21 protein-coding genes are annotated in these 24593 nt (G+C 65.3%); 19 read left to right on the top strand and 2 right to left on the bottom strand.

The genetic code is table 11. From position 1 onward, the window contains the following. Positions 1-73: 73 nt before the first annotated feature. The 12 genes from IB258_RS04490 to IB258_RS04435 all read left to right on the top strand — a co-directional run bounded on the left by IB258_RS04490 (position 74) and on the right by IB258_RS04435 (position 14974). Positions 74-1201 carry a DNA repair exonuclease gene (locus IB258_RS04490; RefSeq protein WP_119449677.1) on the top strand — a complete coding sequence of 376 codons (1128 nt, stop codon included), beginning with the start codon at positions 74-76 and terminating at the stop codon, positions 1199-1201. Continuing rightward, positions 1198-3825, top strand: coding sequence for an AAA family ATPase (locus tag IB258_RS04485; RefSeq protein WP_175213465.1), 2628 nt, complete (start codon positions 1198-1200; stop codon positions 3823-3825). Before IB258_RS04490 ends, IB258_RS04485 begins: the two co-directional genes overlap by 4 nt. A 373-nt stretch (positions 3826-4198) precedes the next feature. Next, positions 4199-5071, top strand: a complete 873-nt coding sequence (locus tag IB258_RS04480; protein WP_192352199.1) for a DMT family transporter — start codon at positions 4199-4201, stop codon at positions 5069-5071. A gap of 139 nt (positions 5072-5210) precedes the next feature. Further along, on the top strand, positions 5211-6143 hold the full coding sequence (locus tag IB258_RS04475) for a phosphoribulokinase (RefSeq protein WP_192352198.1): 933 nt from the start codon (positions 5211-5213) through the stop codon (positions 6141-6143). Positions 6144-6195: 52 nt separating this feature from the next. Continuing rightward, positions 6196-7578, top strand: coding sequence for a RuBisCO large subunit C-terminal-like domain-containing protein (locus IB258_RS04470; protein WP_192352197.1), 1383 nt, complete (start codon positions 6196-6198; stop codon positions 7576-7578). A 13-nt stretch (positions 7579-7591) separates the two neighbouring features. Further along, a complete protein-coding gene (locus tag IB258_RS04465) occupies positions 7592-8371 on the top strand; it encodes a sulfite exporter TauE/SafE family protein (RefSeq protein WP_192352196.1) in 780 nt (259 codons plus the stop codon). Continuing rightward, positions 8368-9726 carry a nitroreductase family protein gene (locus tag IB258_RS04460; protein WP_192352195.1) on the top strand — a complete coding sequence of 453 codons (1359 nt, stop codon included), beginning with the start codon at positions 8368-8370 and terminating at the stop codon, positions 9724-9726. The genes IB258_RS04465 and IB258_RS04460 overlap by 4 nt, the downstream gene beginning before the upstream one ends. A 170-nt stretch (positions 9727-9896) precedes the next feature. Then, positions 9897-11072 (top strand): acyl-CoA dehydrogenase family protein, encoded by a 1176-nt coding sequence (locus IB258_RS04455; RefSeq protein ID WP_192352194.1) that lies wholly within the window; start codon positions 9897-9899, stop codon positions 11070-11072. Continuing rightward, on the top strand, positions 11069-11752 hold the full coding sequence (locus IB258_RS04450; protein WP_119449648.1) for a TetR/AcrR family transcriptional regulator: 684 nt from the start codon (positions 11069-11071) through the stop codon (positions 11750-11752). Before IB258_RS04455 ends, IB258_RS04450 begins: the two co-directional genes overlap by 4 nt. Next, complete coding sequence (locus tag IB258_RS04445) at positions 11745-12800, top strand: hypothetical protein (RefSeq protein WP_370539807.1); 1056 nt, start codon at positions 11745-11747, stop codon at positions 12798-12800. The genes IB258_RS04450 and IB258_RS04445 overlap by 8 nt, the downstream gene beginning before the upstream one ends. Positions 12801-12825: 25 nt before the next feature. Next, positions 12826-13968, top strand: coding sequence for a CaiB/BaiF CoA-transferase family protein (locus IB258_RS04440; protein WP_125472313.1), 1143 nt, complete (start codon positions 12826-12828; stop codon positions 13966-13968). Positions 13969-14008: 40 nt separating this feature from the next. Beyond that, positions 14009-14974: a tripartite tricarboxylate transporter substrate binding protein gene (locus IB258_RS04435; protein WP_054453920.1), complete on the top strand. Its 966-nt coding sequence runs from the start codon at positions 14009-14011 to the stop codon at positions 14972-14974. A 34-nt stretch (positions 14975-15008) separates the two neighbouring features. On the opposite strand, the gene IB258_RS04430 is transcribed toward IB258_RS04435, so the two are convergent. Both IB258_RS04430 and IB258_RS04425 read right to left on the bottom strand, forming a co-directional pair. After that, complete coding sequence (locus IB258_RS04430; protein WP_119449651.1) at positions 15009-15890, bottom strand: hypothetical protein; 882 nt, start codon at positions 15888-15890, stop codon at positions 15009-15011. 463 nt (positions 15891-16353) lie between these two features. Further along, positions 16354-17334 (bottom strand): tripartite tricarboxylate transporter substrate binding protein, encoded by a 981-nt coding sequence (locus IB258_RS04425; RefSeq protein WP_175163865.1) that lies wholly within the window; start codon positions 17332-17334, stop codon positions 16354-16356. A 560-nt stretch (positions 17335-17894) separates the two neighbouring features. Between IB258_RS04425 and IB258_RS04420 the strand changes: the two genes are divergently transcribed. From IB258_RS04420 to IB258_RS04390, 7 genes are all read left to right on the top strand, one after another. Further along, complete coding sequence (locus IB258_RS04420) at positions 17895-20810, top strand: monovalent cation/H+ antiporter subunit A (RefSeq protein ID WP_192352192.1); 2916 nt, start codon at positions 17895-17897, stop codon at positions 20808-20810. After that, positions 20810-21154 carry a Na+/H+ antiporter subunit C gene (locus IB258_RS04415; protein ID WP_054453926.1) on the top strand — a complete coding sequence of 115 codons (345 nt, stop codon included), beginning with the start codon at positions 20810-20812 and terminating at the stop codon, positions 21152-21154. Before IB258_RS04420 ends, IB258_RS04415 begins: the two co-directional genes overlap by 1 nt. Beyond that, positions 21151-22782 carry a monovalent cation/H+ antiporter subunit D gene (locus IB258_RS04410; protein ID WP_192352191.1) on the top strand — a complete coding sequence of 544 codons (1632 nt, stop codon included), beginning with the start codon at positions 21151-21153 and terminating at the stop codon, positions 22780-22782. Before IB258_RS04415 ends, IB258_RS04410 begins: the two co-directional genes overlap by 4 nt. Further along, positions 22782-23264, top strand: coding sequence for a Na+/H+ antiporter subunit E (locus IB258_RS04405; RefSeq protein WP_054453929.1), 483 nt, complete (start codon positions 22782-22784; stop codon positions 23262-23264). The genes IB258_RS04410 and IB258_RS04405 overlap by 1 nt, the downstream gene beginning before the upstream one ends. Further along, positions 23261-23542 carry a K+/H+ antiporter subunit F gene (locus IB258_RS04400; protein ID WP_013394078.1) on the top strand — a complete coding sequence of 94 codons (282 nt, stop codon included), beginning with the start codon at positions 23261-23263 and terminating at the stop codon, positions 23540-23542. Before IB258_RS04405 ends, IB258_RS04400 begins: the two co-directional genes overlap by 4 nt. Beyond that, positions 23539-23880, top strand: a complete 342-nt coding sequence (mnhG, locus tag IB258_RS04395; RefSeq protein WP_054453932.1) for a monovalent cation/H(+) antiporter subunit G — start codon at positions 23539-23541, stop codon at positions 23878-23880. Before IB258_RS04400 ends, mnhG begins: the two co-directional genes overlap by 4 nt. Before the next feature lie 130 nt (positions 23881-24010). Beyond that, positions 24011-24493 (top strand): hypothetical protein, encoded by a 483-nt coding sequence (locus IB258_RS04390; RefSeq protein ID WP_225590252.1) that lies wholly within the window; start codon positions 24011-24013, stop codon positions 24491-24493. Positions 24494-24593 lie beyond the last annotated feature (100 nt).

The raw sequence follows: 24593 nt of genomic DNA, 5'->3' as shown, positions 1-24593 counted from the left end.
TTGCGGCAAGCCGGCGGCGATTCTTCCGGATATCGCCGCCGGGACTGCGCATGGGCCATCTACAATGGCCCGCATGATCCATTTCCTGCACACCGCCGACTGGCAGATCGGCCGACAATACGGCCAGTTTGAAACCGACGATGCCGCCATGCTGGCCGAGGCCCGCTTCGACGTCGTCGCCCGCATCGCTGCGCTGGCCGCGGAGCGCGGCGTGGACGCCGTGCTGGTGGCGGGCGATGTGTTCGACACGCAGGGCGTGTCGGACCGCACGATACGCCGCCTGTTCGCGGCCATGGCCGCTTACACCGGCCCCTGGGTCATGATCGCCGGCAACCACGACGCCGCGCTGGCCGACAGCGTCTGGAGCCGGGCGATGCAGTTGGGCTGCATCCCTTCCAACGTGCATGTTCCGCTGCGCACCGGCGTGGTCGATCTGGCGGCGATCAATCTCGCCGTGCTGGCCGCGCCCCTGACGCAACGCCATACCTACGACGACGTGACCCAGGCCTTCGACGCGCTGGAAACCGAAGCCGGCCGCATCCGCGTGGGCCTGGCGCACGGCAGCGTGGCGGGCCGCCTGCCGGACACCATCGATGCCACCAATCCCATCGCCCCGGACCGCGCGGTTCGCGCGCGGCTGGACTATCTGGCGCTGGGCGACTGGCACGGCTGTCTGTCCATCGACGAGCGCACCTGGTACGCCGGCACGCCGGAGCAGGACCGCTTCCGCGGCAACGAACCGGGGTACGCGCTGCATGTGCGCATCGAGGCGCCGGGCGCCACGCCCGCCGTCGAGCGGCTGGCTACGGGCAAGTACCGCTGGTCGGCCTGGTCGGAAACGCTGAGCCTGCCCTCGGACGCGCAGGCGCTGGCCGCGCGCATGGCCGAGCTGCGCGCCGAGGATGTGCTGCGGCTGGACCTGCAAGGGCACGTCAACATGGAAACCTGGGAAGCGCTGCAACGCGCCGTGGACCAGGCCGCGGCGCAGGTGCGTGCGCTGCTGCCGGACCTGTCCGGCCTCATGCTGGAACCGGACGAAGCCGACCTGGCCGAACTGCGCGCCAGCGGCTACGTGGGCGAAGTTGCGGCGCAATTGCAGGCATTGCAAGCCGACCCGGAACAATCTGCGGTTGCGGGCGAGGCATTGCGGCTGCTGCTGCGGTTCCAGCGCGAAAGCGCCGCGCCGGGAGCCGCCAAATGAAGCTCTCGCGCATCGCCCTGGAAGAATTCCGCAAGTTCCGCCAGCCCATGGCGCTGGAAGGGCTGCAGGACGGCCTGAACCTGTTCGTGGGCCCGAACGAAGCCGGCAAGAGCACCGTGGCCGCGGCCATCCGTTCCGCCTTTCTTGAACGCTACAGCACCAGCAAGGTCGCTGACCTGGCGCCGCACGGCGAGTCCGGCGCGCGACCCAGCGTGGAACTGGAATTCACGCATGCCGGACACAGCTATGTGCTGAAGAAGCAATTCCTGTCGCGCGCGCGCTGCGAACTGTTGATCGATGGCGGCGCGCAACGGCTGGACGGCGAAGAGGCCGAGAACGCGCTGGCCGCATTGCTGGGCTTTGAACTGCCGGGACGCGGCCAGAGCAAGCCGGACCTGGCGGGCATACCGGGCCTGTTGTGGATCCAGCAGGGCGACGGCCAGAATCTGCAGGAAGCGGCCGGCCATGCGGGCGCGCATCTGCGTGAGGCCTTGACGCAGCTGTCCGGCGAGCTGGCTTCGGGCGATGGCGACCGCCTGTACGAGCGCGTGGCCGCCGAACGCGGCGCGCTGCTGGACGCACGCAATGGCCGCCCCAAGGGCGTCTACAAGGAAGCCGAAGATGCGCTGACGCGCGCCGCGGCCGAACGCGACGAGTGCGCGCAGGCCATGGCGCAGCTGAACGCCGACGTGGACCGCCTGGCCGAATTGCGCCGCGACCACGAGCGCGCCCAGGCCGGCGAGCCCTGGAAGGACTTCGAAGCCAAGGCGGCCGAGGCGCGTGCGCGCCTGGCGGCCCTGGCCAAGGAGCGCGAAGCCTTCGAAGGGCTGCGCCGCGAACAGGCGCAAGCCGCGCAAACGCTGGCGCTGTTGCAGGACCAGGTCCGGCGCGACCAGCAGGACGAGGCCGAACTCCAGTCGCTGGCCAGCGAGGCCCGCGCCGCGCGCGCCCGGGTCGAGGCCGCGCGCGAACCGCTGGCGCGCGCCCAACAGCAGCGCCAGGCGCATGCGGCCGCGGTGGACGCGGCGCGCCAGCGCGTTACTTCGGTGCAGGCCGTGGCCGACCGGCGCGACCTGGAGCATCAACTGCTCCAGTTGGGCGTGGAGATCGAACGCCTGGACGGCGCATTGAAGGAAGTCACCGCATTGATCGAGCAGGGCTCCGCGCTCAAGGCCGAGACCATGCGGATCGAAATCGCCGACGCCGACATCGAAGCCCTGCGCAAGAGCGAACGCGAACTGGCCAACCTGCAATTGCAGCAGCAGGCCAGCGCCACGCGCCTGTCCTATCAGCTGGAAGCGGGCGGCCGGGCGGTGCTGGACGGCCGGATGCTGAGCGGCGCGGACGAGGTCCTGCTGACGGCGGCCGCCGAACTGGAGCTGCCGGGCGTGGGGCGCTTGCGCATCGAGCCGGGCGGCAAGGACTTGCCCGCGCTCAAGCGCGAAATCGACGCGGCTCGGGCGGCCAGCGCGGCCTTGCTGCAGCGCCTGGACGTCGAGAGCCTGGCGCAGGCCGAGCAACGCTACGCCCGCCATGGCGCCTTGCTGCGCGAGCTGGACGGCATGCGCAAGACGCTGGGCATCCATGCGCCCAAGGGCGTGGACGTTCTGCGTGGCCAGCGCGACGACGCGTTGGCACGTCGCGTGCAATTGCAGGAACGTTTGGACAAGCTGCCAGCTGCGCCGCAGGCGGACGGCGGCGGCGATCTGCCCGGGGCGCTCCAGGCCCTGCGCGAGGCCGAGGCGGTTTCGGCGCAGGCCGAGACCGCGCTGGCCGCCGCACAGCGCACCATGGACACCGACGGCGCGCGCGCCCAATTGCTGGAAAACCAGACGGCGGCGCGCAGCGCCGAGCTCCAATCGCCCGAGCGCGCGACGCAGCGGCAGGCCCGCGCAGGCAGGCTCGCCGAGGTCCGCAGCAGCCACGACGAACTGGAGCGCCGCGTGCGCGAGGCGCAGGCGGCATTGGCTGGCCACCGTCCCGAGCTGGTCGAACAGGATGTGCAGCGCTACGAGAAGTCCGCCGCGATCGAGCGCGAGGCGCAGCACAAGCGCCACGGCGAAATCCTGCAGTTGCAAGGCAAGCTGGACCAGGCGGGCGCCCAAGGGCTGGGCGAACGCCTGTCTGAAGCAGAGGCCGCCTGCGAACGCCTGGAACGGCGGCGCGACGACTTCGCCCGCCGCGCCGCTGCGCTGGAACTCCTGCAAAAGCTGCTGGCAGACAAGCGCGCGGCGGCGACGCAACGCCTGCAAGCGCCGCTGGCGCGCCGGCTGAACCACTACCTGGCGCTGCTGTTTCCGGAAGCCGACCTGCGACTGGACGATGCCTTGCTGCCCGCCGCGCTGCGCCGCGCGGGCGGCGAGGACCAGCTGTCCGCGCTCAGCTTCGGCACGCGCGAACAACTGGGCATCCTGGCCCGCTTCGCCTATGCCGATCTGCTGCGCGAAGCAGGGCGGCCGACGCTGCTGCTGCTCGACGACGCGCTGGTCCACACGGACGACGCGCGGCGCGACTTCATGAAGCGCGCGTTGTTCGACGCGGCCACGCGGCATCAGATCCTCATGTTCACCTGCCATGGCGAAGCCTGGCGCGACATGGGGGTGGAGCAGCGGCGCATCGCTTGACCGCGCCGCGCGCAGCCGGTAGGCTACGCCCCATGCCTGCCCACACGCTCCTCGCCGATTCCGCATCCGCTGCCCGCGCAGCGGATACGCGTGCGCGTGTGCTGTCCCGGCGCTCCGCAGTTTCCCCCGGTTTTTCTCCTGTCGTGTCCACGGTGGTATCGCCGCCGGTCGCGCCGCCTTGCGGCGTGGTCTCGGGTGCTTACCCGCCTAGCGCGGTCGTCGTCGGCTGACGCCGTCCGCAACGCGACTCCAGCCTTTTTTCAAAAAGCTTCGTCAGACGTCCTGATGCATATTGCATCCGTCTAGCGCATGCTTATGCCCGCTTGCGCGGGCGGGGCTGGAGCCTGTTCATACCCCGACAGGTAGAAACCTCATGTCTTTCGATAGATCTGCGTGGACCTCCTATGGCTCCACTTCCTTGTTCGTGCTGCTGTGGAGCGGCGGCGCGATTTTCGCCAAGTGGGGGCTGTCCCACGCCTCCGCCTTCGGCTTCCTGCTGTTGCGCTTCATCCTGGCGCTGGCCGCACTGATGCTGTTGTGCGCGTGGCGGCGGCGCTGGCTGCCAGAGCCTGGCACGCGTCTGACGGTCGCGGCCACTGGCCTGCTGCTCATCGGCGGCTACTCCATCTGCTATCTGCTGGCGCTGGACCACGGCATCACGCCGGGCGTGCTGGCCACGCTGCTGGGTGCGCAGCCCATTCTGACGTTGGCGGTGATGGAAAGGCGTTACTCATTGCCGCGCGTGGCGGGCCTCGGCCTTGCCTTGTGCGGGCTGGTGATGGTGGCCTACCAGAGCATAGGCATGGCGCGCTTTTCCGCGGCCGGCATGGCCTACGCGCTGGCCGCGCTGCTTTGCATGACCAGCGGCGCGATGCTGCAGAAACGCGTGCGCCAGGCGCCCATGGACGTCATGCCGTTGCAGTACTTCGTCAGTCTGGCGTTGTGCCTGCTGTTCGTGCCATTCCAACCGATCCGCGTGGAGTGGGTGATCGGTTTCATCCTGCCGCTGATCTGGATGGGCCTGGTGATCTCGGTGGGCGCGACCCTGCTGTTCTACCGCATGATCCAGGCTGGCAACCTGGTCAACGTCACCAGCCTGTTCTATCTGGTCCCGGCCGGCACGGCGGCCCTGGATTACCTCATCCTGGGCAACCGGTTGTCGGCGTTGAGTCTGGGCGGGATGGCGGCGATCCTGCTGGGCCTGATGCTGGTGTTGCGCAGTCCGGCGCCAGCGGCGAGTTCATAGCCGACAGACGGGAGCTCGCGTCTCTCGTGGTCTGCGGGCTCCTCACAGAAGCACTGCGGTGGATTACCTTCGTGGCCCAGTACTTTCTAATAGTTTTTAGTTGGTTGAAAAAAAACTATTTTTCTAAGTCGAGTCGACGATGTTTCAAACAAGAGCATTCCGTGGATTGATGAAAAAAAATAGAGAGCATTATGTTTTTTCTGTGATCGGAGCATCCGGATCGGGTTCGAGCTTCGTCGGCGGAATTTTTGCCGAAGTGCTTCAGGCTATGGGAATGGCGCATGTGGGCCTGTGCGGGGATGCCTTTCATCGTTTTGACCGGGCGGGCATGCTGCGCCTGTCCACGGAACGGAGTGCGGGCGAAGCGAGGGTGCTGACGCATTACCACCCGGCCGCTAATCTGCTCGGCGATCTGCAAAGCCTTTTCAAAGATTTCAGATCCTCGGGCAAAGGCAGAATCCGTTCATACGTGCACAACTGGGCAGAATCAAAGCTCCATGGATTTCCACCTGGATGTTTCACGCCATGGAGGGAAATTCCTCGCAATACCAAAGTGCTGTTGTACGAAGGTCTGCACGGCGGGATGATCGCAGAGGATGTGAATATCCCCGCGCATACCGATATTCTGGTTGGAGTGGTGCCTGTGATAAACCTTGAATGGATGCAGAAAATACGGCGGGATGTTCGCGATCGGGGGTATTCGTTGGCGGCGAGCATCGGGGCGATCCAGGAGCGGATTCCCGATTACATTGAGCATATATGTCCGCAGTTCTCCAGGACCACCATCAACGTGCAGCGCATTCCCTTGATCGATACATCCAATCCCTTCACCGACAGGGGGCTTCTGTCCGAAAGCGATACGCAGTTGGTGGTTAGCGCGCCGTTGGGCCGGAACGATCGGATATTGTCCAGCATAGAAGCCGTCACTGGAAATTATCTGCTGCAAAGATCGCGCTCAAGCCTGGTTTTTCCGGGTACGGATACGCGAGATGTCTTGGCCTTGATATTCAGGAATTTGATTAATGAACGGGTTTCAGGGAGGCCGGAGGTCATATCGGGCTCTACTCAGTAGGCCTACGCGGCAATGAAGCTGGCAAGCAGGGAAAGAGCTACGGAGACTGTCGTTGAAATCGTCACGGAATTATTCTAGATATTTGGGACTTGGTCTTAATTTCAATCCGAAAGCGCATGTGCTGGCTTCCTATGTGGTGAAGCGACATGCCGCGTCCAGGTTGGAGGGCTTGGCGTTCTTGGGCGCCATTGCGGCGGAATCTTCAACGGGCACCTGGATCGAGGTCATGACGTCGCAGGGTCAGTCGAACCGCTTGGCGGGAAAAGTCTTCTATTACGACGAAGCGCATGACATCGCACATATCGCGTATCCGGCGGATTTGTTCGAGCCAGGAAACCTGAGTCAGCTCTTGACGGTCATTGCCGGCAATGCTTTCGGGTTGGCAGATGTTTCCGCGTTGCGGTTGATCGACGTCAGTTTTCCGATCGATTATGTGAAATCCTATCCAGGCCCGCAATTCGGAGAAGATGGAATCTATTCGCTGTTTTCGCAGAATGAGCGCCAACCTCTGTGCGGCGCTATTGTCAAACCGAAATGTGGTCTGAGTGCCGAGGAACATGCCACCGTATGCTACGACGCCTGGATTGGCATGGCGGATGGCGGCGACGTGGATGGTGTCGATTTCGTCAAGGATGACGAAGCGATTACGCATAATCCAGCCGCAGGCAGCGGCTTCGAGCAGCGGCTTGAGGCCACGATGAATATGCTGCGCCGGGCTGAGGATCGCACAGGGAAGAGGAAAATCTACGTTCCAAATATCACCTCATCGAATATCAATGAGTCGCTCAGGCGCGCGGAGTTGGTCAATAAGGCCGGGGGCGTGGCTGTGATGGTTGACTTCGTGATCGGAGGTGGCGCTCTGCTGCACACCTTGCGCCTGGAGGGTCTCGGTTTGGTCATACACGGACATCGGACATTGTTCGCAGCCTTGCACCGGGCAGAGAGATTTGGAATTGATTTCATGGTCTGGACCAAGATCTTCCGCATGATAGGCGGGGACCAGATGCATTCAGGTACACCGGCCCTTGGTGTGATGGAAGCGAAAAGCCAGGATGTGATTGAGATCGTACGCAATATGAGAGAGCAAATTATCCAATATGCTCCCCGCGCAGATGGACGCCTGGGGCAAGACTTCGAGGGCGTGAAGGCGACACTGCCAGTGTGTGGGGCAGGGCTGGATCCGTTAAGCGTTGAGCCCCTGGTCAACGTACTCGGATCAAGCCTGCTGATGATCGCGGGGGGCGACATACACGGGCATCCCTATGGAACGCGGGCAGGTGCTGCCTGTATGAGGGAAGCTGTCGCCGCGGCGGCACGGAAGGTGCCGCTTTCCGAGTGGGCGGTTCAGAGGAAGGCTCCCTGGTTGGATTCGGGCTTGTCGCACTTCCAGGCGTTTGACAAGCAGTCACCGAATGCTGCGCGCGGCGTCATGTAAAGGGCACAAGGGCATGAACGCAATCGATACACTGTTCCTGTACGACCCGAAATTCTACTTGGTGGCCATTCCAGCAGTTCTATTGAGGGGTGTTTCGAAAGCTGGATTCGGTAGCGGGCTGGGAGGATTTAGCCTGCCTCTACTTATCACCGTCTTGCCGCCGACACAGGCGGCCGCGATCTTGCTACCTATCCTGTGCCTGATAGATATCGCCGGATTCGGCGCCTATTATAAAAAATGGGATTCGCAGAGCTTGAGGGTTATCCTGCCGGGCGCGCTTCTGGGTACGGCCGCTGGCTGGCTGGTGTTCGATACGCTTAGTGACGGGCTCATTATTTTCCTCGTCGGGATCATCGCACTGGTTTTTTCGACGAAAGGATTGCTCAAGTCTTCGACATCAGCGGCTGCGCTCCCTGGCTCTCGTGCTCGTGGCACGTTCTGGAGCGCGTTGTCTGGATTTACGAGTTTCCTATCGCATTCTGGCGGACCTCCGATTCAGGTTTATCTGATTCCCCTGAAATTGGAAAAGGAAAAGTTCATCGCGACCATCAACATATTTTTCATGTTGACCAATATGTTCAAGATTGTTCCGTATGCTTTGTTGGGGCAATTTTCAAAAATAAATATGATCGCTAGCGCGCTGATGCTACCCTTGGTGCCAATAGGCGTCTGGTGCGGATTATGGTTGCAGCGGCGCATCGATGCGAAGTCGTTTTATGCGATCGTCCAGATCTGTCTCTTGTTGACGGGGCTTCTCATGATGTACGAGGGGGGGCGGAAACTATGGGCATGACCACACAGCCCCCGGCCAGCGCGCCGGCGTTGAATGCGTACTTTGAGGCTTGCCGTCTTGATCATGCGACAGCTGAATTCAACCCGGTGCCCGGCCAGGTTGTTCAAATTCGTCGATCTTTGGCCTTGGGTGTTGGCGACACCGGCAAGAAACCCGCAATGAGCGTGCCGTCCGCGGGGGCAATCTATCCCTGCGCGGTGTTCGGTCTCTACGCCGGCGCTGCGTTCAATGGGGTATTTTGCATTCACCAGCGCGATGGAGAGATGCGGCAGCTTGTCTGCACGGCGGAACAAGGCGAAATCGCCGCCAGATTGCCTCAGTCCGTGCGCGAAGGGGATTTGATACTGATCGTCGCCGCGAAGCCCTCAAGCTCCATGTTGAAATACGGCGAGCGCGGCTATCTCTACAGCATATTGGACGCGGGCCACATGGTCGGCAATCTGGCGATAAGTCTCCGTGCGCAATTGAACACTGTCGCTATTTATGGCAACTTCGACCGTGTCGGCTTGGAGGATTTGTTGGGACTCAGGGGGCTCTTGTTCGAAAGCCATGCCTTGATTGTCGTGCCGGGAACGGGAGCGGGCGCGGACAGAATAGCCGATCCAGAGTCGCTGCCTCTTGCAGAATTCACGATGCTTGCTCATGACAGGCGCGCGTGGGAACGCCTTGAGTCGGCTGGCATGCTTCCCCGATACACCCTCGAGCAGACCTTGGTCCCTGCGCCGTCGTCGCGCGACCCGAAATTGAACGATGTCTACCTTTCGTCAGGCATGAGGCGCAGAAGTTCGGCCCGCGGGTTTTATGATCAGTTGCTGCCGCTGGACGTGCTGCAAGGGGTTTTTCATAAATCCAAGTTCCGTAGCCAGTGGATATCGAGTCGAGACGAATTTCCTGTGAGTGTGCGCGCCGTGCTGCGTTCGGCAAGCGGGGTGAAACTCTATGAGTGCGTCGGCGAAGCGCTGCTTTCGGGAGTATGTATGGACGCTGGGCAGGCGCCAGCATGGGCAGACGTGTGCATGCGGCAGAGCTTTGTAGAGGCGAGTTCGGCAATCATCGCGTTCTATATCGATAGAGCCATCGCAGATACAGCCGAGGACCTCGTGAATTTGAAGTGCGCGCTAGCCAGGACTGGCGCCTATGCCCAGTGCTTTTATCTTGCGGCCGCGGGCGCTGGACTCGGCATTACTGCGATCGGAGCATACGACGACCGACTCGCCTGCCAACTCTTCGGTCTGAATGGCCAAAAAAGAGTCCTATATCTACTGGTGCTTGGACAGGAAAATCCGACGAGCCAGAAGCTCGACCGCGCATCCCGGGCCTTTTCCCACGGCGATAAGGCTTCAATAGTCTTTTAAGCATCAACCATCCCCCTGTAGCAGCGTCACGGATGCCTCGCGGGCTGAGGCGCGTACTGCCCTGCCAGCTCTTTTTTTAAGGGTTTTCCCCGGGTATCGAAGAAAAATACCAAGTAGTATGTTCTCATCCAGCCAATTAAATACTCGTTAGTATGTTGCTGGAGACAACGATGTCCGTGATCTGGAATCCCCCGCTCGACCCGCAGGCAAGCGCCTGGCGCGACAAGGCCGCCGACCTGACCGCGTGGGCGTTCGCGCCGGCGGCCGCCGCCATAGACCGGGAACAACGCTATCCCGTGGAGCACCTGGCGCCGTTGCGGGAAAGCGGGATCTCGGGACTCTTCATTCCAGCCGAGTACGGTGGCGCGGGCGCATCGCTGACCTCGCTGGTGGCTGTGGTGGAAACCGTGGCTCAGGGCTGCGCCTCCACGGCCGCCATCCTGGCGGCGCTGTCGCTGGGCGCGTTTCCGGTCATCCTGGGAGGCACCGCCGAACAGAAGATGGTGCTGCTGGGCGGTTTGGCGCGCGACGGCCACGCGGTCAACTTCGCCCTGAGCGAGCGCGGCGCCGGTTCGGATGCGGCGGCCCTGTTGACCACAGCCGTGCCCGAGGGCGACGGGTGGCGCATCCGGGGCGAAAAATGCTGGCTGGGCAACGGCGGGCATTCGCGCCATTTCATCGTGTTCGCCCGCACGGGCGAGCCGGGCGCGCGCAACAACATCAGCGCATTCGTGGTCGACCGCGACGCAAGCGGCGTGGTGGTGGACCACTACGAAGACAAGATGGGCATACGCGGCACCACCACCACGAACCTGGACACCTGGGTCGGCGCTGAAAGCGTGGTCGGGACGCTGGGAGAAGGGCTGAAGCTCGCCTTGGCGACTTTGAGCATCGGCCGCGTGGTGGTGGCGGCCCAGGCCAACGGTATCGCCTTGTGCAGCTATGCCGAGGCGCGAGACTTCGCGGTGCAGCGCCAGACCTTCGGGCGCAGCATCATCGACCACCAGGGCGTGGGCTTCAAGCTGGCCGACGCCGCCACCGCGCTGTCGTCCTCGCGGATGATGACCTACGAAGCCGCGCGCGCCTACGACGCTGGGCAGGACATCGGCACGCTGGGCGCGATGGCCAAGCTGCTGGCCAGCGAAACCTCGCACAGCGTGGTGGACGACGCGATGCAGATTCTCGCCGGACGCGGCTATGTGAAGCCCAGCGCGGTGGAACGCTGCTACCGGGACCAGCGCATCACCGAAATCTACGAAGGCACCTCCGAAATCCAGCGCGTGGTCCTGGCCCGCGCCATCAAGAAAAGCGCAGGCGCTGCGGCGCAGCGCGGGGAGTTCGCATGAAAGCCAAGACTGCCATTCCTTATGACGAGATGCCCCTGCGGCAAGTGGAGCTGCTGGACGCGGCCGCGCATGCCTTCACCGAAATGGGATTCGCGGCGACCACGATCGATTCGGTCGCCGACCTGATCGGCGTCACGAAAGGCAGCGTCTATTACTACTACCGCAGCAAGACCGACCTGTTCTTCGCCGTGCACCGGCGCGCCATGCAGTTGAACCTGGACACGGTGACGCCGCTGGCGGAGGACGAGGCCGCGTCGCCGCCTCAGCGGCTCTGGAACATGGCCCATGCCCACACGCATCTGATGATGGCGCACCTGCCGTACCAGCGCGTCACCGTGCAGGGCGTCGAACTGCACCTGGCCGGACGCACCACGGCGAACCAGCGTGCCGAGCTGGAAGAACTGGTGCGGCAGCGCGACCGCTACGAGTCGCTGTTCCGCAGCGTGGTCGAGGCGGGCATGGCGACCGGAGACTTCCGGCGCGGTCCGCCGGCCTTGCAGGTCAAGCCGCTATTGGGCGCCTTGAACTGGACCACCATGTGGTATCGCCCCAGGGCCGGCGAATCCGAAGCGGATCGCGAAGCCATCGCGCGCGACATCGCGGATTTCGCTGTCGCGTCCATGCAATCCCTGCTGCCCGGTTCCGTGGCGGTTCCCACTGGAGTGAATGGCCATGCATGACATGCAATCCGAGGAACGCGGCTGGCGCGCGGTTTCCGAGTGGTATCACGCATTCTTCACCGGCATCGTCCTGTCGGCCGTGACGCGCCGCGGCACGGCGCGCGCGGCCGAACTGGTCTACGAAATCTTCTGCCGCCAGCGCAACGAGCGCTTCCTGCCGGGCCTGAAGAAGCTGGGCATCGCGCATCTGCCGCCCGCGGTGGCGGCGGCGCAGTACCACTACCTGTCCAACCATATCGGCGGCGTGGCGGTGCAGTACATGTACGAGTCCGACCGCAAGGCCTGGATACGCTATTCCGCGCCGCGCTGGATCTGGTCGGGCACCGCGCTGTGCGCGATACCGTCGGAGGTGTCGCGCGCCATGCTGGCGGGCTGGCATGCGCAGAACGGCGTGTCGCTTAACAATCCGCGGCTGGGTTTCGTATGCACCAAGCAGGCTGTCGACGGCCAGTCGGGGCTGGAGGGCTACTACTACGAGTACGACCGCGACCTGCAGCCGCATGAACGCCTGCGCTTCAGCCGCAATGAGGACGCGCCCGATTTCGACGCCGCTGCCGCACCGACGCTGCCCACCGTGGATTGGCCCGCGACGCGCCTGGCCAAGGCCAGCCGCAACTACGCCATGGAGTACGTGCGCAGCGCCTTGCCGGTGGCGGTGAATTTGTGGGGGCCGGAGGAAGCGACCGCGCTGCTGCACCTGACGGGAAGAATGATAGGCATGCAGTTCTATCACGAGACGGCGCGGGCGCTGGGCGTGGGGCAGGATAGTTCCGCGCTGCAGTTCGGGCGCTTCATGGTGGCGCTGGCGCAAGCACAGGGCGACACGTGCCAGTTGAGCGAAACGGCGGAAGGCGTGCGCGTGACGCAACACGGCTGGAACCTGATGGACGCTGTGGCCGATGCACACCCCTGCGTGGCGCAAGCCTGGAACGGCCTGCTGGAAGGCGCGCTGGATGCGCATAATCACCGGCTTGCGCTGCGCATGAACACGCAGGCGGGCGCGCAGGGTAGGGAATTCAGCTGGCTGATCGCCCGCGCTTCGGCCTGAGCCTGAAATCGAAGGAGACAGACTTATGCATAGCAGCGATACCGGCGGCGCGCTCGCCGGCCTGCGCGTCATCGACGCGTCGCGCGTCCTGGCAGGGCCATTCTGCGGCCAGATGCTGGGCGACCATGGCGCCGACGTAATCAAGATCGAATCGCCGGAAGGCGATGAATGCCGCGGTTTCGGTCCCCCGTTCGTGGACGGCAGTTCGGCCTATTTCCGCGCCGTGAACCGCAACAAGCGCAGCATGGTGCTGGACCTGAACAGCGAAGCCGGCCGCGAGACGTTCTGGCAATTGCTGGAAACGGCCGACGTGCTGATCGAGAACTTCAAGGCCAGCACGCTGCGCGCTTGGGGCGTGGCCGAACCGTCCGCCATCACCGAGCGCTTTCCGCGATTGGTCCATTGCCGCATCACGGGCTTCGGCGACGATGGCCCGCTGGGCGAATTGCCCGGCTACGACGCCGCGGTGCAATCCATGGCCGGCCTGCTCAGCATCAACGGCGAGGCGGGTGGCGAACCCTTGAGGCTGGGCGTGCCGGTGGTTGACCTCACCACCGGCATGAACGCCGCGATCGCCGTGCTGCTGGCCCTGCAGGCCCGGCACCGCACGGGGCGCGGCCAGATGGCGGACGTGTGCCTCTACGATTCCGCCGTATCGGTGGCGCATCCGTTCCTGGCCAATTACCTGGCGTCGGGCAATACGCCGCGCCCCAGCGGCAACGGGCATCCCAACATCGTGCCCTACAACGTTTACCAGACCCGGACCTGCCCCTTGTTCATCGCGGTCGCCAACGATCGCCTCTTCACCAAGCTGTGCACGCAGCTGGGCATTGCCGACATGGCGCAGGACGAACGCTACAAGTCCAACGGGCAAAGAGTGGTCAACCGCGAAGCCGTGGATGCGGCGCTGGCCCAGGCGTTCGCGCAGGTCGATGGCGAGGCGTTCGGCAAGCAGTTGCTGGCGCAGAACGTGCCGGCCGCGCCGATCCTGGACATGGCATCGGTGGCCGCAGCCGCCCATACCGAGCATCGCCAGATGGTGGTCCGGCGCGACGACTACCACGGCCCGGGCATACCGATAAAACTGTCCGGCACGCCGGCGGCCATACGCCGGGGCCCGCCGCGCTTGGGCGAAATGAACGCCGCAACACCGCCGTCAGAGCGGTAAGGCGAACCAGGCAGTACCCATAAAACCAGGAGACTAGACCATGAAAACGATTCGATTCGCGCTGTTGGCATGCGCGCTACTGAACCTGTCCGCGCAAGGCGCGGCGCAGGCCGAGACCTATCCGGGCGACAAGCCCATCAAGATCGTCGCGGCTTTTTCGCCAGGAAGCGCGACCGACACCAGCGCCCGCATCATCGCGGAAGAACTGCGTAAGGACCTGAACGCCAACGTGATCGTCGAGAACAAGCCCGGCGCCCAAGGCCTGATAGGCACCGAGTATGCGGTGCGTTCGCCGGGCGACGGCTACACGCTGACGATCTCCAGCAGTTCGCTGAACTCCATCAATCCGGGGCTGTTCAAGAAGCTTCCCTACGATGCGCAGAAGGACTTCAGCCACGTGTCGCGCCTGACCACCATGCCCATGCTGCTGCTGGTGCGCGCGGACGGTCCGTACAAGGACTTGGCCACGTTCGTGAAGAAGGCGGCCTCGGGTTCCTTGAACTACGGCTACGGCTCGCCGGGCGGGCAGGTCGGCGCGGCGGCGTTCAACCGCATTGCCGGCGTGCGCGCGGAAGGCGTGCCGTACAAGAGCCAGCCCCCGGCGTTGACGGACCTGGCAGGCGGGCAGGTCGATTACGTGATGGCGGACCTGTCGGTCGCCACGCCGCTGCTGCGCGGCGGCAAGCTGCGGGCGCTTGCCATCAGCACCGAGCGCCGCTTGCCGGACCTGCCGGATGTGCCAACCTTTGCCGAAACGGAATATAAGGATTTCGACCTGGTGGTATGGGTAGGCCTGGCCGGTCCCGCCGGCATCCCCCAGCCTATACTGGAGCGCTTGAACAAGGCGGTGAACGACGCGCTGGCGCGTCCCGAGGTGCAGCAGAAGTTCGCCGCCCTGGGCATGACGGCCGCGCCGAACACGCAGGCGCAACAGCAGGCTTTCGTGGAGGCGCAACTGGGTACCTGGGGCCGCCGCATGCAGGAAGCGAACATCAAGCCGGAGTAGGCGGCTTTTCGCCCCGGCTGCGCCGGGGCTGCGGTTATGCGTAGGCGGCGCTGTCCTGGCCGTCCCAGTGCCCGCTGACCAATTGCTCGGGCCGGCTCTGCGCCACCACCCGCGCGCAGGCGGCCCAGGCGTCCAGGCGGACGCTCAGGCCGGCGTAGATGCCGTGGCCCGCGCCGGCCTCGATCACGCCTTCGGCCTGCACGCCTTCGCCTGCCCGGATCGCGCCTTCGGCGCGGATGTCCTCGCCGGCGATCAGGCCCCAGCCGGAAGCGAGGTGCTCGCCGCACTGGATGGAGCCCCCGGCCTGGATGCCGCAGGCGGCGTCGATTTCCTTTTCGGCGCGCACGTCGCCGCCGGCCTTGATGCCCTGGCCGCATTTGATGGCGCCTTGCGTCTGGATGTCCTGCCCGGCATGCAGGTGGCCGGTCACGGCCAGGTCCTGGCCGGCGCAGATGTCCCACTTGGCGCGCACATTGCCGCCGCAGTCCAGGCGCGTGGCGGTTTCGATGCCCCAATCGGCGCTGATGTCACCGCCTGCGCGCAGGTTGCCGCCGCTGGCGATGTTGGCGTTGGCGGTGATGTTCTCGCCCGCCTGGATGGTTTCGCCGGCGCGGATGCCGCCGCCCGTGACGATGCTGCGCCCGGCGCGCACCACGCTGTCCACATTGATGCCCATGCGCACTTCCAGCGTGCCGGCGAACACGATGGCATTGGCGTCGACCGAATCCAGCCGCAGCACCGCGTCGGTGGGGCCGAACTGGTCCAGCAGCCAGCAGGCGTCGCTGACGCGGCCGTCAGCGACCAAGGCGTCAAGCACGGCCTGGTAGTCTCCCTGGCCGTTGTGGTCGCGGATGAACCATTTGTAGCCGCCCGCGCAGGGGTTCTTGGCTTTGACGAAGTTCTTGGTGAGTTGCATGGCGCTTGAATAGGTCGGTGCGTGGCCTGGCCGCAAGCCTGCGTTGGCGTTGCGGATCGAGGGACGAGACGCGGATCCCGGCCACGCGGCAGGGCGTCCGCCGGCCGGCAGCAAGGCTGCCGGATGCGCGAATGTGCGCAGGCAGCCGGCGGCGGGCCGGTGCAGGAATCAGAAAGGGGAAAAGCGGGCGATTAGCCGGGCTTGGAGCGCGCGTAGGCGGAGCGCGCGGCGACTTCCTGCGAGCTCAACAGGGTCGAGCGCAGGGCGCAAAGCGCGCAGGCGGCGCAGGGAGGGGGAGAAAGATGGGATCGCACGGTCGCACATGCTACCACCGGGGCGATTGCAGTCAAGCGCAGCCCTTGGAACGTTGGGGGCGCAAGGCGGGCGCGAAAAAAAACCGGCCTGGGAAACAGGCCGGCCTTGGGGCGGCGCCGGACCGGGCCGGCGCGCTGTCCGCTGACGATCAGTTGGTCGACTGGATGTTGCGTTCCTTGGCGATGCGTTGGCGCAGTTCCAGCTCGCGCTTGATCTGGGCGGCGTATTCGGCGGGCGTGTTGCCGTCCACCAGCGAGCCGCCGTCGGCCAGGCGCTGCACGATCTTCGGATCCTTGAGCGCCTTGACGGTGGCGTCATGGATGCGGTCGACCACCGCCTGCGGGGTGCCGGCGGGCGCTACCAGGCCGTACCAGGCCATGTTGTCCATTTCCGGCAGGCCGCCTTCGGAGAAGGTCGGCACGTCCGGCAGCGCGGGCAGGCGCTTGGGCGCGGCCACGGCCAGGGCGCGCAGCTTGCCGGCCTGGATGTGGGGCATGGACGAGGGCAGGTTGTCGAACTGGGCGTTGACCTGGCCGGCGATCACGTCATTGAGGGCCGGACCCGAACCGCGGTACGGCACGTGCACCATGTCGGTCTTGGTCAGCGACTTGAAGAGCTCGCCGTCCAGGTGGCCGATGCCGCCCGCGCCCGAGGACGCGTAGGCGTACTTGCCGGGGTTGGCCTTCAGCAGGGCAATGAACTCGGCCAGGGTCTTGGCCGGCACGGCAGGGTTCACCGTCAGCACGTTGGGAACGTTCACCATATTGGTGATGGGGACGAAGTCCTTCAACGGGTTGTACGGGTTCTTGGGGTTGGTGGCCGGGTTGGTGGCCATGGTGCTGACGGTGGCCACGCCCAGGGTGTAGCCGTCGGGCGTGGACCGTGCCACGGCATCGGCGCCGATCGAGCCGCCGCCGCCGCCTCGGTTCTCGACCACCACGGCCTGGCCGAGCTCGCGGGTCAGGCCTTCGGCGACGATGCGCGCGACGATGTCGGTGGTGCCGCCCGCGGCGAACGGGACGATCAGGCGGATGGGTTTGTTGGGGTAGGGGTCGGCTGCCTGCGCGGCGGTGGTGAGGCAGAGGCCGGCGATGGCGGCGGCCAGGACGGCCTTGGCTTGGGACAGCATGGTCAAGAGTCTTCTCCAGATTATTTGAATTTCCGACCCGGCCGGCTTCTTGGGCCGGCGTCGGTGAAGCCTGCCGCGCCCGGATGCTGGCGCGGTGGATGCTTCGTGGGCGCCATTCCACACAGTAAATATCCGTCGGTCAACCCGGATAGACCCTGGCTTGTCCAGGGTTATTTTTTTACGGCGCCGTTGCCCGGAGAAGACGGCAATAGGCGAAAAAATCCAATGCTGACAAAGACATGAACAGCTTCCGGAATATTTCAATTGCGCAAGGATTGCGCATCTATCTTGCTGTCATCCGCATCGTAAACACATAAATCTCTGCATAACTTACAAGAATCTGATATTTTTCGTATGAGATTCTTGGCCGGTCTTGCAAGAAAGCTATTGCGTTTGTTTCTGTCTGCGCCGTTCAATGGCGTTGGTTGATGCCCCCCGCGGGGCAACGTGTAGTGCAGCGACGCACCGGGCCAGGGTTCCGTCCGTTTTTCAATCCCCGGTCTGTTCGTCTTTCGCTGCCTTGCGCTGGCGGGAGGGGGCCCGGACACTCTCGGAACGCCATGTCGCTGATCCTGATCCTCGCTCTGCCGTTTGCCGGCAGCCTGTGCGCCGCGCTTCTGCCATCCAACGCCCGCAATGCCGAGGCCTGGCTGGCGGGCCTCATCGCACTGGTCTGTGTGGTGCTGGTCATCAGCCTCTATCCCGAGGTCGCCAACGGCGGCGTGGTCCGCTTCGACATGCCCTGGGCGCCCGCCCTGGGCCTGCAGTTCACCCTGCGCATGGACGGCTACGCCTGGCTGTTCGCGCTGATCGTCTCCGGCATGGGGGCGCTGGTGGTGCTGTATGCGCGCTACTACATGTCGCCGGAAGATCCGGTGCCGCGCTTTTTCTCCTTCTTCCAGGCTTTCATGGCCGCCATGCTGGGCGTGGTGCTGTCGGGCAACCTGATCCAGCTGGTCATGTTCTGGGAAATGACCAGCCTGGCGTCCTTCATGCTGATCGCATACTGGCATCACCGCCTGGACGCCCGCCGGGGTGCGCGCATGGCGCTGACGGTCACGGGCGGCGGCGGGCTGTGCCTCTTGGCCGGCGTCCTCATCCTGGGCCATATCGTCGGCAGCTATGACCTGGACCGCGTGCTGGCCGCGGGCGATCTGGTGCGGGCCGACCCCTGGTATCCAGCCGTCCTGATCCTGGTGGCGCTGGGCGCGCTGACCAAGAGCGCGCAGTTCCCGTTCCATTTCTGGCTGCCCAACGCCATGGCGGCGCCCACGCCGGTATCCGCCTACCTGCATTCGGCCACCATGGTGAAGGCCGGGGTGTTCCTGCTGGCGCGCTTCTGGCCGGTGCTGTCGGGCACCGACGAATGGTTCTGGATCATCGGCGGGGCGGGGCTGATCACGCTGGTGCTGGGCGCGTACGCCGCCATCTTCCAGCAGGACATGAAAGGGGTGCTGGCGTACTCCACCATCAGCCACCTGGGGCTGATCACGCTGCTGCTGGGCCTGAACAGCACGCTGGCGCTGGTGGCCGCCATCTTCCACATGATCAACCACGCCACTTTCAAGGCCTCGTTGTTCATGGCGGCGGGCATCGTGGACCACGAGACCGGCACGCGCGACCTGAGCCGTTTGTCCGGCCTGTACAAGGCCATGCCGATCACCGCCACGCTGGCCATGGTGGCGGCTGCGTCGATGGCGGGGGTGCCGCTGCTCAACGGCTTCCTGTCCAAGGAAATGTTCTTCGCCGAGACCACCTTCGTCAGCGGCGACCGCATCACCGAGATCGGCCTGCCCCTGGTGGCCACCATTGCGGGCGCGTTCAGCGTGGCCTATTCGCTGCGCTTCATCCTGCAGGTGTTCTTCGGCCCCCCGGCCACCGACCTGCCGCGCGCCCCGCACGAGCCGCCGCGCTGGATGCTGTTCCCCAGCGCGCTGCTGGTGGCGATCTGCCTGCTGGTGGGCGTGGTGCCGGGCCTGACGGTCGGCCCGTTCCTGGCGACCGCGGCCCAGAGCATCCTGGGTCAGGACATGCCGGAGTACAGCCTGGCCGTCTGGCACGGCTTGAACCTGCCTTTGGTCATGAGCCTGGTTGCGACCACGGCCGGCATTCTGCTTTATCTCGCCCTGCGCGCCCATCAGCGCGCCAATCCGGGCCGGGTGCCGTTCATCTACCGCCTGGACGGCCGCCGCAGCTTCGAGGCGCTGCTGGACGGCTCCAGCGTGGCCGCGGCCTGGCTGCTGCGCTGGCTGGCGTCCTCGCGCCTGCAGGTGCAGATGCTGCTGATCGTGCTGGGTACGCTGTTCGTGGCCTGGCTGCCGCTGCGCGCGGGCGGCTGGCTGGATGGCTCGGGCCGCATGACGCCGATCGATCCGGCCTTCGCGCTGCTGTGGCTGGTGGGCGCGGGCTGCGCGCTGGCCGCCGCCTTCCAGGCCAAGTACCACCGCCTGGCGTCGCTGGCGCTGGCGGGCGGCGCCGGCCTGATCACCTGCCTGACCTTCGTCTGGTTCTCGGCGCCCGACCTGGCGCTGACCCAGCTGTCGGTCGAGGTCGTGACCCTGGTGCTGTTGCTGCTGGGCCTGCGCTGGCTGCCGCGGCGCATTGCGCAGGATGAAGACGAAAGCCTGAAGGCCACGCTGCGGGCTCGCGGGCGGCGTCTGCGCGACCTGTTGCTGGCAGGCGCCGCGGGCATCGGCATGGCCGCACTGGCCTATGCGGTGCTGGTGCGGCCGCAAGGCAACACCATCTCCTCGTATTTCGTCGACCGTGCGCTGCCCGATGGCGGCGGCACCAATGTGGTGAACGTGATCCTCGTGGACTTCCGCGGTTTCGATACCTTCGGCGAAATCACGGTGCTGGGCATCGTGGCGCTGACCGTCTACGCGCTGCTGCGCCGCTTCCGTCCGGCCGCCGAAAGCGCGGACCTGCCGCGCCAGCAGATCGACCAGGACGGCGGCGTGCCGGCCGCGCCGGACATCAAGTCTCTGGTGCCCACGGGTTCGATGATGGTGCCGACCGTGCTGGTGCGCCTCTTGCTGCCCACCGCCGCGCTGATTTCCGTGTACTTCCTGCTGCGCGGCCACAACGAGCCGGGCGGCGGTTTCGTGGGCGGATTGATCTTCGCCACCGCCGTCATCCTGCAATACATGGTCGGTGGCGTGTACTGGGTGGAGTCGCGCAGCCGCCTCAACCCGCAGAACTGGATCGGCATCGGCCTGTTGTTCGCCGGCACCGCGGCGGTGAGCGCGTGGCTCGCCTACAAGCCTTTCCTGGCGGCGCTGGCCTGGGATGTCGCGCTGCCGCTGATCGGCCACGTGCATCTGTCCAGCGTGCTGCTGTTCGACCTGGGCGTCTACATGCTGGTCGTGGGATCCACCGTGCTGGTGCTGGTGGCGCTGGCCCACCAATCGCTGCGCGCGCAACGCAAGGCTGCCGTCGAAATCCAGGCGGCGGCCGCACAAACAGGGGAAGCCTGATGGAATTGATATACGCCATCGCTATTGGTGTCTTGGCGGGCTCGGGCGTCTGGCTGCTGCTGCGGCCGCGGACCTTCCAGTTCATCATGGGCCTGTCGCTGGTTTCCTACGCGGTGAACCTGTTCATCTTCGGCATGGGCCGGCTGACCTCGGGCCGTCCGCCCGTGGTCGATCCGGCAATGGCCCATGATCCTTCCTGGTATGCGGATCCGCTGCCGCAGGCGCTGGTGCTCACGGCCATCGTGATCGGCTTTGCCACCACCGCGCTGTTCCTGGTTGTGCTGCTGGCCTCGCGTGGCCTCACGGGTACCGACCACGTTGATGGACGGGAGTCCCAATCTTGAATTTTTGGCTGCAACACCTGCCCGTATTGCCCATCGTCACGCCGCTGGCGGCTGGCGCGGCAATGCTCCTGCTGGCGGACACCCGCCGCTACACCCGTGGCGCCATTGCGCTGGTTTCGACGCTGGGCCAACTGGCCGCCGCCATCGCGCTGCTGGTGGTGGCGGGCGGCGGCGTGCCTGGCGTCTGGCCGGACGGGGTGGGGGTCTATCTGGTGGGCGACTGGCCCGCGCCCTTCGGCATCGTGCTGGTGGTCGACCGCCTGGCTGCGGTGATGCTGGCCCTGACCGCGGTGCTGGGGCTGGCGACGCTGGTCTATGCGCTGGCGCGCTGGGACCGCGCCGGAGTGCATTTCCATTCGCTGTTCCAGTTCCTGCTGATGGGCCTGAACGGCGCCTTCCTCACGGGCGACCTGTTCAATCTCTTCGTATTCTTCGAGGTGCTGCTGGCGGCGTCCTATGGCCTGTTGCTGCACGGCTCGGGCGTGGCGCGCGTGAGCGCCGGCCTGCAGTACATTGCGGTCAACCTGGTGGCCTCGTTCCTGCTGCTGATCAGCATCGCGCTGATCTACGGCGTGACCGGCACGCTGAACATGGCGGACCTGGCGGTGCGCGCCGGCAACCTGGCGGGCGCGGACCGCATGCTGTTCGAGGCGGGCGCGGCCATCCTGGGCGTGGCCTTCCTGGTCAAGGCGGGCGCCTGGCCGCTGAACTTCTGGCTGGTCAAGGGCTACGGCTCGGCTGGCGCCCCCGTCGCGGCCATGTTTTCCATCATGACCAAGGTCGGCATCTACGCGCTGCTGCGCATCGGTTCCTTGCTGCTGCCCACCGGCGCGCCGGCGGCCTTCAGCCTGGATTGGATGTTCGCGGCGGGGTTGGCCACGCTGCTGTTCGGCGGCCTGGGCCTCCTGGCGACCCAGCAACTGGAAAAGATGGTGGGTTACTGCGTGATCGTGTCGGCCGGCACGCTGTTGACCGCACTGGGCATGCCCGGCGTGACGCTGACGGGACCGGCGCTGTTCTACCTGCTCAGCTCCGTGCTGACCACGGGCGCGTTCTTCCTGCTGGCTGAGTTGATCGAGCGCACCCGCAGCTTCGGCGCCAACGTGCTGGCGGTCACCCTGGACGCATTCGACCTGGACGACCCGGCCTCGGTCAACCGTTCCGACGACGTGGTGGGCGTGGCCATTCCCGCCGCCATGGCCTTCCTGGGCCTGGCCTTCATTTCCTGCGCCTTGCTGGTAACCGGCCTGCCGCCGCTGTCGGGCTTCGTCGCCAAGCTGTCGCTGCTGTCGGCGGCGGTGTCGGCCGCCAACGAATCGGTCGTGCCCATGGACGCCTGGATACTGGTGGCCGCGGTGTTGCTGTCGGGGCTGGCGGGCCTTATCGGCCTGGGCCGCACCGGCATCCGCGTGTTCTGGGCCAGCGATGACCGCAGCACGCCGCGCCTGCGCTTGATCGAAGCCGGGCCGGTGGCCGTGCTGTTGCTGCTGTGCGTGGGCCTGGCGGCCGGCGCCGGCCCCGTGTCGGCCTATCTGGACGACGCGGCACGGTCGCTGGACCAGCCCAAGTCCTATATCGACGCCGTCATGTCCGCGCAGGCCGTGCGCGGCCTCAAGGGAGGAAGCTGATGCGTCGCCTCTACTTCCTGTTCCTGCCCGTCTACCTGTTCGTCCTGTGGCTGGTGCTCAACCAGAGCGCCTCCGCGGGCCAGATCGCGCTGGGCATCGCGCTGGCGCTCTGGTTCACCTGGGCGGCGTCGCGCCTGCGACCTCTGAGGGCCAAGCCGCGCCGCCTGTGGAAGGCGGTGCCGCTGTTCCTGCACGTGACCGCGGACATCATCAAATCCAATATCGCCGTGGCGCGGCTGATCCTGAATCCGCGCCGCAATGACTTTTCGCCCGGGTTCATCATGATCCCGCTGACCATGCGCGACCCGCACGGCCTGGCGATGCTGGCTTGCATCGTCACATACACGCCGGGCACCGTCTGGGTGGACCTGACCGACGACCACAGCCTGAAGCTGCACGTGCTGGACCTGCAGAACGAAGGCGACTGGATCAAGCTGGTGCAGGAACGCTACGAGCGCCCGCTGATGGAGATTTTCGAATGAACAACATACTTTATTGGGCGGCGTCCTTCGCCTTGCTCTGCTTCGCGCTGGGCATGGTCTTCGCCGCCATCCGGCTGCTGCGCGGTCCCACCGCGCAGGACCGAGTGCTGGCCCTGGACACGCTCTACATCAACGGCATGCTGACCATGCTGGTGTTCGGCATCCGCTCCGGCACTTCCGTGTATTTCGACATTGCGCTGCTGATCGCCTTGTTCGGCTTTGTCGGTTCCACCGCCATGGCGCGCTTCCTGCTGCGCGGCGAGGTGATCGAGCCATGATCGACGCCCAGATCCCGCTGTGGGCCGCCATACCCGCGAGCATCCTGCTGGTGCTCGGCGGCCTGCTTGCGCTGACCGGTTCGGCCGGCCTGCTGCGCTTCCGTACCTTTTATGCCCGCATCCATGCGCCCACCTTGGGCAACACCATGGGTTGCGGCTGCGTGCTCGCGGCGTCCATCCTGGTGTTTTCGGCACTGTCCTCGCGGCCTGTGTTTCATGAAGTCATCATCACGCTGCTGCTGATCGTGTCTTCGCCCGTGACCGCCATGCTGCTCATGCGTGCGGCAACCTACCGTAATCGCCTGAGCAAGACCGACGCCGAGCGCGACGCAAGTTAGGGGGAAAGGCAGGATTTATTGCGTCGCGTCAATTGAAACGTAGTCTTACGATTTCACGTCGCTGGACATGTAGCCGAAGCGTCATCGTGGGATAGTGGGTAACGGTTCAATCAACTTCAAGGAGCTGACCATGACTACACGACCCATGCATACCAAACGCCTCGCGGCGACGCTTTGTGCCGCTGGCCTGATGTTGGCCGCGGGAGCGGTCCACGCGGCTGATGCGACCGGCCGCGGCTCAGCTCAGTCCCAGTACCAGCAGGACGTGGCGGCATGCAAGAGCGGCGCCACCGGCCAGGACCAGGCCGCCTGCATGCGCGAAGCCGGCGCGGCGCGCCAGGAAAGCGGCCGCAACAACCTCAAGGACGGCAATAACGACCAACTGCAGCAGAACATGCTGGACCGCTGCAACCGCCTGCCGGCCGCCTCGCGTCAGGACTGCGTCACGCAGATGACCTCGCCGACCAATGTGCGCGGCAGCGTGCAGGGCGGGGGCGTGCTGCGTGAAACCGTGATCCAGGTGCCGGCCGACACCGTGCCGCCCGCGGCCGGCGCGCCGGGCATGGCGCCCGCGCCGGCGGCGGCGCCCATGACCGCGCCGGTGCGCCAGTAAGCGACAGTCGGGGCCGGGGCGGCAGGGCCGCCCAGCTTGGGCCTCCAGGGGCGCAGCCGCCGCCACATTCAGGCAAAATGGCGGCTGTCGCCCCTTTTTC

The organism is Achromobacter sp. ACM02, assembly GCF_014851605.1.
Taxonomy (GTDB): domain Bacteria; phylum Pseudomonadota; class Gammaproteobacteria; order Burkholderiales; family Burkholderiaceae_B; genus Achromobacter; species Achromobacter aegrifaciens.
Note: the sequence above shows the minus strand (reverse complement) of the source record. Positions and strands in the feature narration are given on the sequence as shown.

Bases quoted from the DNA above. Each gene is read 5' to 3' on its own strand.
- IB258_RS04490 (WP_119449677.1), top strand. From the start codon at position 74: ATGATCCATTTCCTGCACACCGCCGACTGGCAGATCGGCCGACAATAC.
- IB258_RS04485 (WP_175213465.1), top strand. From the start codon at position 1,198: ATGAAGCTCTCGCGCATCGCCCTGGAAGAATTCCGCAAGTTCCGCCAG.
- IB258_RS04480 (WP_192352199.1), top strand. From the start codon at position 4,199: ATGTCTTTCGATAGATCTGCGTGGACCTCCTATGGCTCCACTTCCTTG.
- IB258_RS04475 (WP_192352198.1), top strand. From the start codon at position 5,211: ATGTTTCAAACAAGAGCATTCCGTGGATTGATGAAAAAAAATAGAGAG.
- IB258_RS04465 (WP_192352196.1), top strand. From the start codon at position 7,592: ATGAACGCAATCGATACACTGTTCCTGTACGACCCGAAATTCTACTTG.
- IB258_RS04460 (WP_192352195.1), top strand. From the start codon at position 8,368: ATGACCACACAGCCCCCGGCCAGCGCGCCGGCGTTGAATGCGTACTTT.
- IB258_RS04455 (WP_192352194.1), top strand. From the start codon at position 9,897: ATGTCCGTGATCTGGAATCCCCCGCTCGACCCGCAGGCAAGCGCCTGG.
- IB258_RS04450 (WP_119449648.1), top strand. From the start codon at position 11,069: ATGAAAGCCAAGACTGCCATTCCTTATGACGAGATGCCCCTGCGGCAA.
- IB258_RS04445 (WP_370539807.1), top strand. From the start codon at position 11,745: ATGCATGACATGCAATCCGAGGAACGCGGCTGGCGCGCGGTTTCCGAG.
- IB258_RS04440 (WP_125472313.1), top strand. From the start codon at position 12,826: ATGCATAGCAGCGATACCGGCGGCGCGCTCGCCGGCCTGCGCGTCATC.
- IB258_RS04435 (WP_054453920.1), top strand. From the start codon at position 14,009: ATGAAAACGATTCGATTCGCGCTGTTGGCATGCGCGCTACTGAACCTG.
- IB258_RS04430 (WP_119449651.1), bottom strand. From the start codon at position 15,890: ATGCAACTCACCAAGAACTTCGTCAAAGCCAAGAACCCCTGCGCGGGC.
- IB258_RS04425 (WP_175163865.1), bottom strand. From the start codon at position 17,334: ATGCTGTCCCAAGCCAAGGCCGTCCTGGCCGCCGCCATCGCCGGCCTC.
- IB258_RS04420 (WP_192352192.1), top strand. From the start codon at position 17,895: ATGTCGCTGATCCTGATCCTCGCTCTGCCGTTTGCCGGCAGCCTGTGC.
- IB258_RS04415 (WP_054453926.1), top strand. From the start codon at position 20,810: ATGGAATTGATATACGCCATCGCTATTGGTGTCTTGGCGGGCTCGGGC.
- IB258_RS04405 (WP_054453929.1), top strand. From the start codon at position 22,782: ATGCGTCGCCTCTACTTCCTGTTCCTGCCCGTCTACCTGTTCGTCCTG.
- IB258_RS04400 (WP_013394078.1), top strand. From the start codon at position 23,261: ATGAACAACATACTTTATTGGGCGGCGTCCTTCGCCTTGCTCTGCTTC.
- mnhG (WP_054453932.1), top strand. From the start codon at position 23,539: ATGATCGACGCCCAGATCCCGCTGTGGGCCGCCATACCCGCGAGCATC.
- IB258_RS04390 (WP_225590252.1), top strand. From the start codon at position 24,011: ATGACTACACGACCCATGCATACCAAACGCCTCGCGGCGACGCTTTGT.